At 66.2% G+C, this 14,717-nt stretch carries 14 protein-coding genes and 1 tRNA gene; 11 read left to right on the forward strand and 4 right to left on the reverse strand.

Features of this window, described 5'->3' with window-relative positions:
• Positions 1 to 20: 20 nt before the first annotated feature.
• Positions 21 to 851, reverse strand: coding sequence for an undecaprenyl-diphosphate phosphatase (locus CH295_RS22205; RefSeq protein WP_371828432.1), 831 nt, complete (start codon positions 849 to 851; stop codon positions 21 to 23).
• 211 nt (positions 852 to 1,062) lie between these two features.
• Between CH295_RS22205 and CH295_RS22215 the strand changes: the two genes are divergently transcribed.
• Genes CH295_RS22215 through CH295_RS22230 form a run of 4 tightly spaced genes read left to right on the forward strand, consistent with a single transcriptional unit; the run spans position 1,063 to position 4,947 of the window.
• Positions 1,063 to 1,995 (forward strand): aldo/keto reductase, encoded by a 933-nt coding sequence (locus CH295_RS22215; protein ID WP_037189329.1) that lies wholly within the window; start codon positions 1,063 to 1,065, stop codon positions 1,993 to 1,995.
• A 38-nt stretch (positions 1,996 to 2,033) separates the two neighbouring features.
• Positions 2,034 to 3,038 (forward strand): heme/hemin ABC transporter substrate-binding protein, encoded by a 1,005-nt coding sequence (locus CH295_RS22220; RefSeq protein ID WP_094742180.1) that lies wholly within the window; start codon positions 2,034 to 2,036, stop codon positions 3,036 to 3,038.
• Positions 3,035 to 4,102 (forward strand): FecCD family ABC transporter permease, encoded by a 1,068-nt coding sequence (locus CH295_RS22225; protein ID WP_094741958.1) that lies wholly within the window; start codon positions 3,035 to 3,037, stop codon positions 4,100 to 4,102. The genes CH295_RS22220 and CH295_RS22225 overlap by 4 nt, the downstream gene beginning before the upstream one ends.
• Positions 4,093 to 4,947 carry a heme ABC transporter ATP-binding protein gene (locus CH295_RS22230; RefSeq protein ID WP_094742181.1) on the forward strand — a complete coding sequence of 285 codons (855 nt, stop codon included), beginning with the start codon at positions 4,093 to 4,095 and terminating at the stop codon, positions 4,945 to 4,947. The genes CH295_RS22225 and CH295_RS22230 overlap by 10 nt, the downstream gene beginning before the upstream one ends.
• Here the strand turns inward: CH295_RS22230 and CH295_RS22235 are convergent.
• Complete coding sequence (locus CH295_RS22235; protein ID WP_037189332.1) at positions 4,922 to 5,287, reverse strand: hypothetical protein; 366 nt, start codon at positions 5,285 to 5,287, stop codon at positions 4,922 to 4,924. The genes CH295_RS22230 and CH295_RS22235 overlap by 26 nt on opposite strands.
• Before the next feature lie 160 nt (positions 5,288 to 5,447).
• Between CH295_RS22235 and CH295_RS22240 the strand changes: the two genes are divergently transcribed.
• The 3 genes from CH295_RS22240 to CH295_RS22250 all read left to right on the forward strand — a co-directional run bounded on the left by CH295_RS22240 (position 5,448) and on the right by CH295_RS22250 (position 7,991).
• Entirely contained in the window at positions 5,448 to 6,473 is a 1,026-nt protein-coding gene (locus CH295_RS22240) for a YncE family protein (RefSeq protein ID WP_094741959.1), read from the forward strand.
• A 91-nt stretch (positions 6,474 to 6,564) separates the two neighbouring features.
• Entirely contained in the window at positions 6,565 to 6,825 is a 261-nt protein-coding gene (locus tag CH295_RS22245; RefSeq protein ID WP_052047489.1) for a DUF5703 family protein, read from the forward strand.
• 95 nt (positions 6,826 to 6,920) lie between these two features.
• Entirely contained in the window at positions 6,921 to 7,991 is a 1,071-nt protein-coding gene (locus CH295_RS22250; RefSeq protein ID WP_094742182.1) for a quinone-dependent dihydroorotate dehydrogenase, read from the forward strand.
• A 45-nt stretch (positions 7,992 to 8,036) separates the two neighbouring features.
• Here CH295_RS22250 and CH295_RS22255 read toward each other — a convergent pair whose 3' ends face one another.
• Complete coding sequence (locus CH295_RS22255; protein WP_037189334.1) at positions 8,037 to 8,564, reverse strand: YbhB/YbcL family Raf kinase inhibitor-like protein; 528 nt, start codon at positions 8,562 to 8,564, stop codon at positions 8,037 to 8,039.
• 16 nt (positions 8,565 to 8,580) lie between these two features.
• Positions 8,581 to 9,912, reverse strand: coding sequence for a M20/M25/M40 family metallo-hydrolase (locus CH295_RS22260; protein WP_082323607.1), 1,332 nt, complete (start codon positions 9,910 to 9,912; stop codon positions 8,581 to 8,583).
• Between the two features lie 204 nt (positions 9,913 to 10,116).
• Between CH295_RS22260 and CH295_RS22265 the strand changes: the two genes are divergently transcribed.
• The 4 genes from CH295_RS22265 (at position 10,117) to CH295_RS22280 (ending at position 14,711) form a co-directional block, all read left to right on the forward strand.
• Positions 10,117 to 10,202: transfer RNA gene (locus CH295_RS22265), tRNA-Leu, on the forward strand.
• Positions 10,203 to 10,347: 145 nt separating this feature from the next.
• Complete coding sequence (locus tag CH295_RS22270; protein ID WP_094741960.1) at positions 10,348 to 11,808, forward strand: SDR family NAD(P)-dependent oxidoreductase; 1,461 nt, start codon at positions 10,348 to 10,350, stop codon at positions 11,806 to 11,808.
• 105 nt (positions 11,809 to 11,913) lie between these two features.
• On the forward strand, positions 11,914 to 13,410 hold the full coding sequence (locus tag CH295_RS22275; protein ID WP_094741961.1) for a glutamate-cysteine ligase family protein: 1,497 nt from the start codon (positions 11,914 to 11,916) through the stop codon (positions 13,408 to 13,410).
• A 44-nt stretch (positions 13,411 to 13,454) separates the two neighbouring features.
• Positions 13,455 to 14,711 (forward strand): saccharopine dehydrogenase family protein, encoded by a 1,257-nt coding sequence (locus tag CH295_RS22280; RefSeq protein ID WP_037189337.1) that lies wholly within the window; start codon positions 13,455 to 13,457, stop codon positions 14,709 to 14,711.
• Positions 14,712 to 14,717 lie beyond the last annotated feature (6 nt).

Here is a 14,717-nt window from a genome sequence, read left to right on the forward strand (position 1 = left end):
CGAGAGTAATGAAGGTGAACCTACGTTGCAGACACAACCCCGCCGGCCAGCAGACCGAGCACGACGACGCCCAGCACGATGCGGTACCCGACGAACCAGTACAGCGAGTGGTTCGCAACGAACTTCAGCAGCCAGGCGATCGAGGCGTAGCCGAGGCCGAAGGCGATGATCGTGGCCACCAGCAGCTGCGGGCCCGACGCGGCCAGCCCCGAGCCGACGGGCTCGAAGGCGTCGGGCAGCGAGAACAGACCGGAGGCGGTGACCGCCGGGATGGCGAGCAGGAACGAGAATCGCACAGCTGCTTCGCGTTCGAGTCCGAGAAACAGGCCTGCGCTGGTCGTCGCCCCGGAACGGGAGACTCCGGGGATCAGGGCGAGACACTGCGCCAGACCCATGACGATGCCGTCCCGGGTGGTCAGCTTCTCGATCGGACGTTCTTTGCGGCCGACCTTCTCGGCGATCGCGATGACGATGGCGAAGGCGATGAGCATGAACGCGATGAGGTACAGGTTGCGGGCACCGGTTCGGATCTGATCCTTGAACAACAGGCCGAGAATGCCGATGGGAATGGTGGCGATGATCACGTACCACCCCATCCGGTAGTCGAGACCGCGTTCTTCCTTCTTCGTCAGGCCGACGAACCAGGCCTTGACGATTCTGACGATGTCTCGCCAGAAGAACAGCAGCACTGCAGCTTCGGTGCCGAGCTGGGTCACCGCGGTGAAGGAGGCACCGGCGTCCTCGTTCCAGAACACACTGGAGACGATGCGCAGGTGCCCGGACGAGGAGATCGGCAGGAATTCGGTCAGGCCCTGGACTGCGCCGAGGATGATCGCCTGCAGCCACGTCATGTCGATCATGCGGGGCCACCCTCCGAGATGAGCGTCGATGGACTGTCCACTGTCGATGCGAGGCCGCCGGCCTGCCCCCTGAATTCGCGATTCACGGGCACGACCGTACCCGGCGCGGCACGTACGCACCGAGCGGCGCGGCGCACTACTGTGCACTGGCGGCAGTGCAGTTCGACACCGACGATCACACGTAAAAGGACAATCGGCACATATGAAGCAGAGATCGGTCGGCACCAGCGGACTTCGAGTCTCGAGACTCGGCCTCGGCACCCTCGGATGGGGAAGCGGAACCGACGGTGACGACGCCGCAGCACAGCTGTCGGCGTTCGCCGAGGCAGGCGGCACGCTCGTCGACACGTCTCCGGCATACGGGGATGGACGCGCGCAGCGAGTGCTCGCCGAGTTGCTCGACGACGTGGTCCCGCGGCACGAATTGGTGATCAGCAGCGCAGCGGGCCTCAGTTCGCGCTACGGCCGCTATCACGTGGACTGCTCGAGGCGCGGACTGCTCGGCCAACTCGACGCCACGCTGCGCGAACTGGGAACCGACTACCTCGACCTGTGGCAGGTCGCGACCTGGGACCCGATGACGCCCGTCGACGAGGTCGCCGCAACGCTCGACTACGCCGTGACCAGCGGACGGGTCCGCTATACCGGAGCCCGCGGTTACCTCGGCTGGCAACTGGCGACAGCAGCAGGCGCAGCCGGTACCGGGCACATCGTGGCCACGCAGGCGGAGTACTCGCTGCTCGCGCGCGGAATCGAGGACGAGCTGGTTCCCGCCGCGCACCACCACGGCATCGGCATCCTCGCGGCGGTCCCCCTGGCGGGCGGCGTCCTGACGGGCAAGTACCGCAACGGCGTCCCCGCGGACTCCCGCGGGGCCGACGAGCTGCACGCCGAGGCCGTGCACGCCTACCTGACCGATTCCGCGGTGGGCGTCGTCGACGCGGCCGTCACCGCTGCCGACGGTCTGGCCACGTCTCCCCTGGTGGTCGCACTCGCGTGGGCGCGGGACCGACCAGGTGTGAGCAGCGCGATCGTGGGAGCGCGGGACCTCGCGCAATTGATGGGCGCACTGATGGCCGAGGAACTGGAGCTGCCGCCGGCGATCGCGTCGGCCCTGGACGACGTCAGCGCCTGATCCCCCACAAACATCGGACAGGCTAACCTTCCGTTGTGATCGTCAACCGTCTCGCCGCCGTGCTCCTCGTCGCCGGACTCCTGGTCGCCTGTTCGGCGAACACCCCCGGCGCAGGATCCTCGGACTCCGTCGGCCCCCGCACCGCCGTCGTCGACGATCCGAATCCGGAACCCATCACCGACGATCCGGCAGAGGTACTTCCCGTCACCGTGACCGGATTCGACGGCGTCGCCGTCACGGTGACGGACAACAGCCGCATCGTCGCGGCCGACCAGTACGGCACGCTGGCCGAGACCGTCTTCGCGCTCGGACTCGGCGACAACCTCGTCGGACGTGACACGTCTGCTGCATTTCCTGCGGCCGAGAACGTGCCCGATGTCACCCCGACCGGCCATTCTCTGAGTGCCGAGGGGATTCTGGCGCTCTCGCCGACCGTCGTCCTGACCGACACCAGCATCGGTCCCCGCGCTGTGCAGGATCAGATCCGAGCCGCGGGCATTCCGGTCGTGTACTTCGACCCCACGCGCACTCTGGCAGGCGTCGCCACCCAGATCGAGGCCGTGGCAGCCGCTCTGGGTGTGCCCGACGCCGGTGCCGATCTCGCCGAACGAACGAACACCGAGATATCGGCAGCGGCGGACGCCACACCCGAGTCCACCGAACCACCGAAGATCGCGTTTCTGTACATGCGCGGCCCGGCGATCAAGATGCTTGCCGGGCCCGGCTCCGGAGCGGATGCACTGATCGAGGCTCTCGGTGCCAGGGACGCAGGTGTCGAATCGGGTCTGACCGAACAATTCGTGCCGGTCACCAGCGAAGCCTTGATCGCCGCAGCACCCGACGTCATTCTGATGATGACCAAGGGCCTGGAATCGATCGGCGGAATCGAGGGTCTCGAGCAGATCCCCGGAATCGCTCAGACCCCCGCAGGCCGAGAACGCCGGGTGGTGGACATGGACGACGGCACCATCCTCAGTTTCGGCCCGAACACGGGAAAGGTGTTGGGCGCACTGTCGAAGGCCGTGTACGACCCGGCGTCATGACCGACCGCACACTCGCCGAACCGGGCACGGGCCGAGGACGGGTTCTCGCGACATTCGGAGCCCTCGTTGTGGCACTGGTGTGCCTGGCCCTGATCTCGGCCGTCGTGGGACAGGTGCCGACCACTCCGCTCGAAGTGCTGGGCAGCCTCGCGCATCGGGTGGGACTCGACATCGGCCCGATGCCGGCGCATCCCAGCGGCGAGGTGACGTTGTGGCAGGTCAGATTCCCGCGGCTGACTCTGGCAATCGTCGTCGGCGCGTGTCTGGGGTGCGCGGGCGCGCTGCTTCAAGGAGTGTTCGCCAATCCACTGGCAGAGCCGGGTGTCGTCGGAGTCTCCTCGGGCGCTGCCGTCGGTGCCAGCTCGGTGATCGTGCTCGGTGGCAGCTTCGCCGGAGTCTGGAGTGTGGCGTTCGCAGCATTCGTCGGCGGGCTGATCACCACGATCGCCGTGTATTTCCTCGCTCGCAACGCCGGCCGCACCGAAGTGGTGACTCTCATCCTCACCGGCGTTGCGGTCAATGCATTCGCCGGCGGTGTCATCGCGTTCTTCACGTTCGTCGCCAGTCCCGCCGCCCGCGATCAGATCGTGTTCTGGCAGTTGGGGTCGCTCGCCGGCGCAACCTGGCAGTCGGTGGCCGTGGTCGGCCCGCTCGCTCTGCTCGGAATCGGAGCCTCCCTGGCGATCGCCGGCCGACTCGACCTGCTTACGCTCGGGGAGAACGTGGCACGCCATCTGGGAGTGAACGTCGAACGACTCAGACAGTTCGCCATCGTCGTCGTCGCCTTGCTCGTCGCATCCGGCGTCGCGTTCACGGGGATCATCCTGTTCGTGGGTCTGGTGGTCCCGCACGCCATGCGGATGGTGCTCGGCCCCGCGCATCGACTGCTCATCCCGGCCAGCGCCCTCGCCGGGGCCGTCGTGCTGCTCGCTGCCGATCTCGTCACCCGGACCCTCGTAGCGAACGTCGACCTGCCGCTCGGCATGGTCACCTCACTGGCGGGTGCCCCGTTCTTCTTCTGGCTGCTCCGCCGTACCCGTGCTCGCCAGGGCGGCTGGGCGTGACGAAACGAATCGGCGCGGCGCGGCGCGAGATCCCGGCCACCCCCGAACCGGGTTCGAGCACCCTCGTCGCCCGCGGAGTCTCCGCACGGCGCGGGGATGCGACGGTGTTGTCCGACGTCCACCTCGACGTGGTCGCGGGCGAGATCTTGGCGCTGGTGGGCCCCAACGGCGCCGGCAAATCGACGCTGCTCTCCGTTCTGGCGGGAGACACCGACCCCAGCGCCGGATCGGTTCTACTGGGCGACGAACCACTGACCCGCTTCCGCACGGTCGATGTGGCCAGGCGACGCGCTGTGCTGCCTCAGCAACACGGCGTCGGGTTCGCGTTCTCGGCCGGCCAGATCGTCCGAATGGGTCGAGCCCCCTGGGTCGGTACATCGGCAGCGCGCTACGACGACGACCGCGTTGCCGCAGCCATGTCCGCGTGCGATGTAGCGGATTTCTCGCACCGACCGTTCGCGTCGCTCTCCGGTGGCGAGCAGGCCCGGGTTGCGCTGGCGCGCGTCGTGGCCCAGGACACCGCGACGATCATGCTGGACGAGCCCACTGCCGCTCTCGACCTGGGCCATCAGGAGTCGGTGATGGCCGTGGTGCGCTCACTCGCTGCCGCGGGCCGTGCGGTGGTCGTCGTGCTGCACGATCTCGGCCTCGCGGCGGCCTACGCCGACCGCGTCGCCATCCTGGACTCGGGTGAACTGATTGCAACCGGTCCGCCGCGGGAGGTGCTGACCGCCGAGCGGCTGGCCCGGGTCTACCGGCACCCCGTCGACGTATTCGATCATCCGGACACGGGCGAACAGTTGGTGGTTCCCCACCGTGTCAGAAACCCTCCAGCACGGAATTGACCCGGTTGAAGAAGGCACGTACTGCTGTGGTGTCCCGCTGTGACGTATCGGACAGCTGCTGCGCATGAGCGACCGCGTCACGCACCACACCGACGATGCTGCGCTCGTCCGTCAGATCGACCTCGGTCACCGAGTGCTCGGCCACCGCTTCGACCTCGGACCGGTCCGGCACAGGAGATTGCACATCGGCGCGGTATATCTCCACGTACAGGGTGCTTCGATGCACACGAAACGCGAACGCTCGGCCGTCGTCGGTGCGCCCGAAGCCGTTCGGATGCGTTCCGGCGTTCACTTCCTCGACGACGAAGTGTGTTTCCTCGGTTCCCACGTCCACTCCCATGTCGTGCACTCACCTCGGACGATCACGCTACCGCGTCCTCGGATGCGACCGGACGACAACCGATCCGGCGTGGTCGATTTCGCCGAGATCGCTGCGCGCTGGTACAGATGTGGCAACGCCTCCACAGGCAGCGTCTTCTCGAGGAAGTAGGTTCGGCCTCATGCGAACACCGTCGGCTCGTTCGATTCGAGCGGCAGTCGCGTCTGCGCTCGCCGTCGTCACCGTCCTGTCGATCGGCGGGTGCTCCAGCGACGACGAGAACGCCGAAGACATCTCCGTCGAACCCCGACCGCCGGCCGAGTCCCCCGAGGCGACCGTGACCCCCGCCGGAACCGTCAGCGCGTTCGCGCCCGTGGACGCCCTCACGTTCGACCCCGCCACCCGCACCCTGGTGGCGCTGACCGACGCATCGACAACCGTGACTCTGGTCCGCGACGGAGCCACGGCGCAGACCCGGGTGGTCGATCTGGGCTCCACGGGAGCAGCACTCGTCGCCGGGCGGGACTCGACAGTGCTGGTGCCCATGGACGGCGCCGTCGCGAGGGTCGCCGTGGCGGACGGACAGCGCACCGACGTGCCTGTCGACGGTGACGCATTGTCCGCAGCAGACCTGCCCGACGGAACGACGGCCGTCGGCGACGACACCGGAGCGGTCCGCGTTCTCGACACGAGCGGTCAGGTCACCACCACGGTCTCCGGCGGCAACGTGACCTCGGCCGATGCTCTGGCCAGCACACCGAACGGGGTCTCGGTTCTCGATCGTCGCCAGACGTCGGTGACCGACCTGAACCTGGACGACGGCACCCTCGGAGTGGCCCTGCGCGCAGGCGAAGGTGCCGCGGAGATGACGAGCGACGAGTTCGGACGCCTGTTGGTCACCGATTCGACCGGGACCGAGTTGCTCGTCTTCACTTCGCACGACCTGCTGATGCGGCAACGGTTTCCGGTCGGGTCGCAGCCGTGGGCGATCGCCTACGATGAGCAGTCCGGTGTCGCATGGGTGACGCTTCCCGCGTCCAACGAGGTGGTCGGGTACACACTCGACACCGGAATTCCGGTCGAGGCCGAGCGGTTGGCCACTGTGCGGCAGCCGAATTCGGTTGCTGTCGACGCCGACACCGGCGACCTGTACGTGGGTTCGGCAACCGGTGACGGACTGCAGCGGATCCCTGCTGCCGGTCGTTGACCTACAGGGACCGAGGAGTGGAGCCTGCAGGAACGACCGATAGGGCAGGAGTGGAGCCTGCAGGAACGACCGATACGGACTGAGGAGGCATATGGACGCGCATGACAATTCGGCACCTGGGCGCGCGAAGATGCCCGTCGGATGGGAAGTGTCTCCGTCCGACGATTGGGAGTACGTGCCGTTGCGGCTGCCACCGGATGTGACCCGTGTGACAGCTTCCATGCGCCTGGCGATTCAGGCCGAGTTCGGCGGCTGGGAACTGTCGCGGGTTCGGCTGTACACGGACGGCAGCAGGCGTGTGTTGCTCAAACGCAAGAAGACCGCGCATCACATCCCCGAGCCCGGAATCTGAGCATTTCGCAGTACTGTTCGACCGCACGATCGTTGAAACCGCAGTATGTGTTCGACCGAGCCAGATCGACCGGAGAGAAGACCGTGGGAGACCGTCTGTACCGAGTTCTGTTGCGCCTGATGTTCCTCGTTCCACCGGAGAGGATTCATCACCTGGCGTTTCGGGTGCTCCGCGTCGTCGCCGTGGTGCCGCCGCTCCGCTACCTGGCCGAGAAGATGTTCGTGGTCGACGATCCGCGACTGCGCTCGACGGTGTTCGGCGTCGACTTCCCGGCTCCGCTCGGTCTCGCGGCCGGCTTCGACAAGAATGCCGACGGTATCGATGCGTGGGGGCCCATCGGATTCGGTTTCGCCGAGATCGGCACCGTGACAGCGCAGAGCCAGCCGGGTAATCCGACGCCTCGACTGTTCCGATTGCCTCAGGACCGCGCCATCGTCAACCGCATGGGCTTCAACAACCACGGTGCCGAGCACGCCGCCCAGCGTGTCCGGGCCAGGCGCACCGGTATCCCGATCGGTGCCAACATCGGCAAGACCAAGATCGTGGAGCCGGTCGGTGCTGCCGCGGACTACACGGCCAGCGCTCGGCTGCTGGGCCCGTTGGCGGACTTCGTGGTCGTCAATGTCAGCTCCCCCAACACCCCTGGACTACGTGACCTTCAGGCAGTCGAATCGCTGCGGCCGATCCTGGAGGCGGTTCAGTCCGTGGTGACGGTCCCGGTACTGGTCAAGATCGCCCCAGACCTGTCCGACGAGGACATCGACGCCGTGGCCGACCTGGCCGTCGAACTCGGTCTCGACGGGATCGTGGCCACCAACACGACGATCTCCCGCGCCGGTCTGCGGACCGACGCCGACGTGGTCGCCGCAGCAGGGGCAGGTGGCCTGTCCGGTGCTCCGCTGGCCGACCGCTCGCTCGAGGTGCTCAGACGTCTGTACCGGCGTGTGGGAACGCGTCTGACGCTGATCTCCGTCGGCGGTATCGAGACCGAGGCGCAGGCGTGGGAACGCATCACCGCGGGCGCGTCACTGGTGCAGGGCTACACCGGGTTCATCTACGGCGGCCCGCTGTGGATCAAGAGCATTCACCGTGGATTGGCGGCTCGGCTGGAGGAACACGGGTTCGCCACGATCAGCGATGCGGTGGGCTCGGCGAACCAGTCCTGAACCGTCGGGTGTCGAAACGAATCTTCCGACACCCGACGATCGATCTCAGGCCTCGTAGATGCCGGTGAGGACCGCACGGCCGATGGCGTGCGAGAACAGATTGAAGCCGAGGTAGGCCGGGGTGGCCGTCTCGTCCACTTCGAGCCGTTCGACGTCCACCGCGTGAACCACGATGAAGTAGCGGTGCGGGCCGTGGCCTGCGGGCGGAGCCGCACCGATGTAGCGGAACAGACCGGCGTCGTTCTTGAGCGTCACCGCGGTGCTGGGAACCCCGGTCCCGCCGTCGTCGCCCGCGCCGGACACCAGTGAGGTCGTCCCGACGGGGATGTTCGCCACTGCCCAGTGCCAGAAGCCGGATGCCGTCGGCGCGTCGGGGTCGTAGACGGTGACGGCGAAGCTCTTGGTGCCTTCGGGGAATCCGGACCAGGACAGCTGCGGAGAGTTGTCGTGCCCACCGGCTCCCATGATTCCACTGACCTGCTGAGCGGCCAATGTCTGGCCGTCCTCGACGTCCTCGGACGTCAACTCGAAGGACGGTAGGTCCGGAAGCGAGTCGTATGGGTTGTACGCCACGATGGTTCCTTTCGTATCAGCTGTGCAGCAAGAAGTGTTCGAGTACCTGTGTACCGAACTCCAACGATTCCACGGGTACTCGTTCGTCGATGCCGTGAAACAACGCCGCGAAATCCAGTTCCGGTGGCAACTTCAGTGGAGCGAAGCCGAAGCAGCGAATACCGATGCGCGCGAACGCTTTTGCATCGGTGCCACCGGACAGCATGTAAGGAACAGTTCGACCGTTCGGGTCGTGTGCCAAGACGGCGTCGTTCATCGCATCGACGAGATCGCCGTCGAAGGTGGTCTCGTACGGTTCGAGTTTCGTGATCCACTCGCGTTCGACGTTCGGGCCGATCAACTCGTCGACCTCCTTCTCGAAGGCCGCCTGCCGGCCCGGCAACACTCGGCAGTCCACCACTGCCGTCGCCGTCTGCGGAATCACGTTGGCCTTGTAGCCGGCCGAGAGCATCGTCGGGTTCGCGGTGTCGCGCAGGGTCGCTCCGACGATGCGCGCGATGCTGCCGAGCTTGAGCAGGGTGCCGTCGATGTCCGGTGACGTCGGGTCGAAATCGAGACCCGATTCCTCCGAGACGGCCTGCAGAAACTGCGAGACCGATTCGGTGAGCACCAAAGGGAACGTGTGATTGCCCAGTTTGGCCACTGCCTCGGCCAGGTACGTCACGGCGTTGTCGTCGTGCAGGAACGATCCGTGCCCGGCCCGAGCCTTTGCCGTCAGCCGCATCCAGGCCAGGCTCTTCTCCGCCGTCTCGACCATGTAGAGCCGCTTCTCGGTGCCGTCCGGGCGCGCGACGGTCAGGGAGAAGCCGCCGACCTCGCCGACCGCCTCGGTGACGCCCTCGAACAGATCCGGTCGATTGTCGACCAACCAGTGGGATCCGTACTTGCCGCCTGCCTCTTCGTCGGCCAGGAACGCGAACAGGATGTCGCGGGGTGGGACGGTTCCGTTGGACTTGAACTGGCGGGCCAGCGCGAGAGCCATGCCGACCATGTCCTTCATGTCCACTGCTCCCCGGCCCCACACGTACCCGTCCTCGACGGCCCCGGAGAACGGATGCACGCTCCAGTCGGCGGGTTCGGCGGGCACGACGTCCAGGTGTCCGTGGAGCAGCAGCGCGCCTCGAGAGGAGTCCGACCCGCGCAGCCACGCGAACACGTTGCCTCGACCGGGGGCCCCGGACTCGACGTACTCCGTCTCGTACCCCACCTCCTCGAGCTTGCTCGCCACCCACTCGGCACATTCCTTCTCGCCGACCGTGGTGTCGAGCTCCCCCGTGTTCGAGGTGTCGAACCGGATGAGGGAACTGACGAGATCCACGACTTCGTCGAGGGCAACGGTGGCGTCGATATCGGTTGTGTTTCCGGGATTGCTCACATCGTTGGGCACACGTCGTTCCTACCACCAGAATCCGCTCCGGGCACCATGAGAAACGGCCTCGAGCATGAACTGACGTGGGGATTTGGGTTATCGGGAACCCGTCGGATAATCTTACGCAGCACACAGCGGCCGGCTGTGAAAGCAACAAAAGAATATGCGGCAGTGGTCGCACTTGTCCGAGTGGCGGAATGGCAGACGCGCTAGCTTGAGGTGCTAGTGTCCTATTAACGGACGTGGGGGTTCAAGTCCCCCCTCGGACACCGTCTGAAAGATGTAGCCAGACAGAGATTTTCACAGATCTGAGTTGAGACAGACGAAACGGACCCTGATTCTTCGGAATCGGGGTCTTTTTCGTTCTGCACTCGCTTCTTTCGGCTCGAAGGGGCCGATGCTAGGAGACCGACGATGAACGCGATCGACCCAACCGATCTCGAGACGTGCCTGCGCGTGCTGAAGCAGGCCGCAGAGCTGGACAAGAACCATCCCGATTCGATCGCTGTCCAGCGCGCCTCCGGTGCCATGTTCAAGGACCTCAAGCGTGCTCGACGCGTCGCGGCGCGCAACGCCGTCAACGCAGCCGACCGTGCCGTCGTCGCCGCCACCGCAACAGGATCCCCTGACCGGATCGACGACGAGACCGCAGGCCTCTCCCTCACCTCCCGCGCCGAGGGGGACATCGCAGGCACGCTCATCAAGGCCCGCCCCTGCTACATCTGCAAGCAGCGCTACACCCACGTCGACTCGTTCTATCACCAGCTGTGCCCGGGGTGCGCGACGCTCAATCGCGGCAAGCGCAACGCTCGAACCGACCTGTCCGGACGGCGGGCGTTGCTGACCGGCGGTCGAGCGAAGATCGGCATGTACATCGCACTTCGACTGCTCCGCGACGGTGCTCACACCACGATCACCACTCGCTTCCCCAACGATGCCGTACGTCGCTTCGCCGCGATGGACGACAGCGATCAGTGGCTGCACCGTCTGCGCGTCGTCGGTATCGATCTTCGCGATCCGGCTCAGGTTGTGGCACTTGCCGATTCCGTCGCGGCCGAGGGACCTCTGGACATCCTGATCAACAACGCCGCACAGACCGTCAAGCGCTCCCCCGGTTCCTACAGCGCACTGGCCGATGCGGAAGCCGAACCGTTGCCCGCGGCCCTGACCGAGGGTGCAGGTCCGGAGCGCATCACGTTCGGCAAGACCAGCGATGCGCACCCCGCGTCACTGGCGAGTTCGTTGCCCGCCACCGCGATCGGCGGCACATCGACTGCTGCCCTGAGCGCGGACGACGTGGCCTCGCTCGCCATGGTCGCCGGCTCGGTCACGGCCGAGAGGATCGAGAGCGGGCTCGCCATCGACGCCGGGGGTCTGGTGCCCGATCTCGCCGAGACCAACAGCTGGATCCACACCGTCGAGCAGGTCGACCCGGTGGAACTGCTCGAGGTCCAGCTCTGCAATTCCGTCGCACCCTTCATCCTGGTCTCACGGCTACGTACCGCGATGGAGGCCTCGGAGGCACGACGCAAGTACGTCGTGAACGTCTCGGCCATGGAGGGCCAATTCGGCCGCGCCTACAAGGGGCCGGGGCATCCCCACACCAACATGGCCAAGGCCGCGCTGAACATGCTGACGCGCACCAGCGCGAAGGAGATGCTCGAGAGCGGAATCCTGATGACCGCCGTCGACACCGGCTGGATCACCGACGAACGACCGCACCCCACCAAGATGCGGCTCGCCGACGAAGGTTTCCACGCTCCACTCGACCTGGTGGACGGAGCCGCCCGGGTGTACGACCCGATCGTGCAGGGAGAGCTCGGAAACGATCTGTACGGCTCGTTCCTCAAGGACTACCAGCCGTCACCCTGGTGATTTTCGCGTGCGTCCCCCTCGGTGAACGCGGACTGCGATACTCGTAACTCGAGGTCGTTGCGCGTGAGCGAACGGCCCTTCTTCACGCACCGATAGGCGGTCACCATGGGCGAGGACGTCGAGCGCCGTAAGTTCAGCAGGCAGGACCGGCACGAGTTCCGCCAGAAGGTCCAGGACTGTCTCGATGCCCTGGCGGTCATGTTGGCCGACGAGACCTTCCACGTCGGTGAACCCCAGATCGGCATGGAAATCGAGCTCAATCTCGTCGACGACGACATGGAGCCGTCCATGGCCAACGCGGCGGTGCTCGACGCCATCGCCGACCCCGATTATCAAACCGAGCTCGGCCAGTTCAACATCGAGATCAACGTCGACCCTCGGCCACTGCGCGGTGCCTCGATCGCCGAGTTGGAGACGGACCTGCGCAGATCGCTGAATGCAGCGGACGAACGCGCCCGCACCTCGGGTAGTCGTCTCGCCATGATCGGCATGCTCCCGACTCTGGACGAGGAGCACTTCGAGCACCGGTGGCTCTCGGCGAATCCGCGCTACGACCTCCTCAACCAACAGATCTTCGCCGCTCGTGGCGAGGACATCGAACTGAAGATCGGCGGAGTTCGGCTGCCCGGTGCCGCTGCGGCCGAGGACCTCGACATCGTGACCGACACGATCCTGCCCGAGGCGGCCTGCACGTCGGTTCAGCTGCACCTGCAGGTGGCTCCGGACGAGTTCGCATCGTATTGGAATGCAGCGCAAGCTCTTTCGGGCGTACAGGTGGCACTCGCCGCGAACTCACCGTTCTTCGCCGGTCGCGCGCTGTGGCACGAGACCCGTATTCCGTTGTTCGAGCAGGCCACCGACACCAGGCCGCAGGAGCTCAAGAATCAGGGAGTCAGACCACGGGTGTGGTTCGGCGAACGGTGGATCACCTCGATCTTCGATCTGTTCGAGGAGAATTCGCGCTACTTCCCTGCGTTGCTTCCCGTCTGCAGCGAGGAGGACCCCAAGGCTGCGCTGGCCGAGGGCAAGACACCGTCGCTGTCCGAACTGCGCATGCACAACGGCACCGTCTACCGGTGGAACCGGCCGATCTACGACCGGTCCGGCGACGGCCACCACATCAGGCTCGAGAATCGTGTACTCCCGGCCGGACCGTCGGTGGTGGACACTCTCGCCGACGCGGCGTTCTACTACGGAACCGTCCGCGCACTGGCCGATGCAGACCGCCCGCTGTGGTCCCAGATGTCGTTCGACGCCGCCGAGGAGAACGTGCACTCTGCGGCCCGCGGCGGGTTCGATTCGATGCTCTACTGGCCCGAGGTGGGCTGGGTGAGTCCGCAGGAACTGGTGTTGCGTCGGCTGCTGCCACTGGCCGACGCCGGGCTGGCCGCCTACGGCGTGGACGCGACGGTCCGCGACCGCTATCTCGGGGTGATCGAAGCGCGGTGCCTGGCCAAGCAGTCCGGCTCGGTGTGGCAGCGCAACGCCGTCGTCGCCCGAGAACGCGCCGGTGAGAAGCGCGATAGAGCGCTTGCGGGAATGCTCGGTGATTACGTCACCCTCATGAATGCCGGAGAACCCGTGCACACCTGGACGAACTGACGGCGCGTCGACTCGCTGGGGTGACCCGCGTTAGTGTCGCTGGTATGAACTCGCCTGCATCCGACTCCCCCGATCGCACTCACGACATCGTCGTCTACGGCGTCACCGGCTTCGTCGGGAAATTGACGGCGAAATACCTCGCCGAGCACGCGCCGGCAGACACCCGGATCGCCCTTGCCGGGCGCTCGACGGCGCGGGTGGAGGCCGCCAGGAAGGAACTGGGCTCCAGGGCTCAGCAGTGGTCCGTTCTCGAGGCCGACGCCACCGACGTCGCATCGCTCGAGGCCATGGCCCGATCGACCCGAGTCGTCATCACCACGGTCGGTCCGTACGCCAAGTACGGCTTGGAACTGGCAACGGCATGTGCAGAGGCCGGGACGGATTACGTCGACCTCACGGGCGAAGTCCTGTTCGCCCGCGAGAGTATCGATACCAACCACGAGATCGCTCAGCGCACCGGAGCCCGCATCGTCCACTCGTGCGGCTTCGATTCCATCCCGTCCGACATCGGCGTACACGCCCTGTACGAGGCCGTGACCGCGGACAACGCCGGTGAGCTGACCGACACGACCCTGGTGGTCACGTCGATGTCCGGTGGGGTCAGCGGCGGCACCATCGACTCGCTGCGTGGGCAGATCGAGGCGATGAAGAAGGACAAGCGGGCCCGACGCATCGCCGCGCGGCCGTACTCGCTCAGTCCCGATCGCGGCCTCGAGCCGCAACTCGGTCGCCAGCTCGACACCGTGCTGATCGACGGCAAGAAGATCGACCCGAGCCTGCGTGGCTGGAAAGCCCCCTTCGTGATGGCCTCGTACAACACGCGAGTCGTCCGGCGGACCAACGCACTTCGCGACTGGGCCTACGGAAAGCAGTTCCGCTACAGCGAGGTGATGAGTGTCGGCTCGTCGTTCGCCAGCCCCGTCCTCGCCGGGGCTCTGTCCGCGGGGCTCTTCGTCGGCGTGTCCGCCATGACTGTGCTTCCGGCCAAGGTGCTCGATCGCATTCTGCCCAAGCCGGGCACCGGCCCCAGTGAAAAAGCCCGCGAGAAGGGACATTTCACGGTCGACCTGTACACCCTCACCACGTCGGGGGCTCGCTACCGGGCCCGGGTCAAGGCGTCGGGAGACCCCGGCTACAAGGCCACCGCGATCATGCTGGCCGAGTCGGCACTCGCACTCGTATACGGCGGCGACGCCCTGCCGAAGGCCAGCGGAGTGCTCACTCCCGCCACTGCGATCGGCGACGTCCTCGTGGACCGTCTCAATGCGGCCGGAATGGAGATCTGGGCCAAGCGGAACTGATCGACG

The sequence above is a fragment of the Rhodococcus sp. 14-2483-1-2 genome (genome assembly GCF_002259405.1).
Classification (GTDB): Bacteria; Actinomycetota; Actinomycetes; order Mycobacteriales; family Mycobacteriaceae; genus Rhodococcoides.

What these genes read in the sequence shown, in the direction of transcription:
- CH295_RS22280 (WP_037189337.1), top strand. Translation starts at nt 13,455, where the DNA reads ATGAACTCGCCTGCATCCGACTCCCCCGATCGCACTCACGACATCGTC.
- CH295_RS22270 (WP_094741960.1), top strand. Translation starts at nt 10,348, where the DNA reads ATGAACGCGATCGACCCAACCGATCTCGAGACGTGCCTGCGCGTGCTG.
- CH295_RS22245 (WP_052047489.1), top strand. Translation starts at nt 6,565, where the DNA reads ATGGACGCGCATGACAATTCGGCACCTGGGCGCGCGAAGATGCCCGTC.
- CH295_RS22275 (WP_094741961.1), top strand. Translation starts at nt 11,914, where the DNA reads ATGGGCGAGGACGTCGAGCGCCGTAAGTTCAGCAGGCAGGACCGGCAC.
- CH295_RS22240 (WP_094741959.1), top strand. Translation starts at nt 5,448, where the DNA reads ATGCGAACACCGTCGGCTCGTTCGATTCGAGCGGCAGTCGCGTCTGCG.
- CH295_RS22205 (WP_371828432.1), bottom strand. Translation starts at nt 851, where the DNA reads ATGACGTGGCTGCAGGCGATCATCCTCGGCGCAGTCCAGGGCCTGACC.
- CH295_RS22235 (WP_037189332.1), bottom strand. Translation starts at nt 5,287, where the DNA reads ATGGGAGTGGACGTGGGAACCGAGGAAACACACTTCGTCGTCGAGGAA.
- CH295_RS22215 (WP_037189329.1), top strand. Translation starts at nt 1,063, where the DNA reads ATGAAGCAGAGATCGGTCGGCACCAGCGGACTTCGAGTCTCGAGACTC.
- CH295_RS22225 (WP_094741958.1), top strand. Translation starts at nt 3,035, where the DNA reads ATGACCGACCGCACACTCGCCGAACCGGGCACGGGCCGAGGACGGGTT.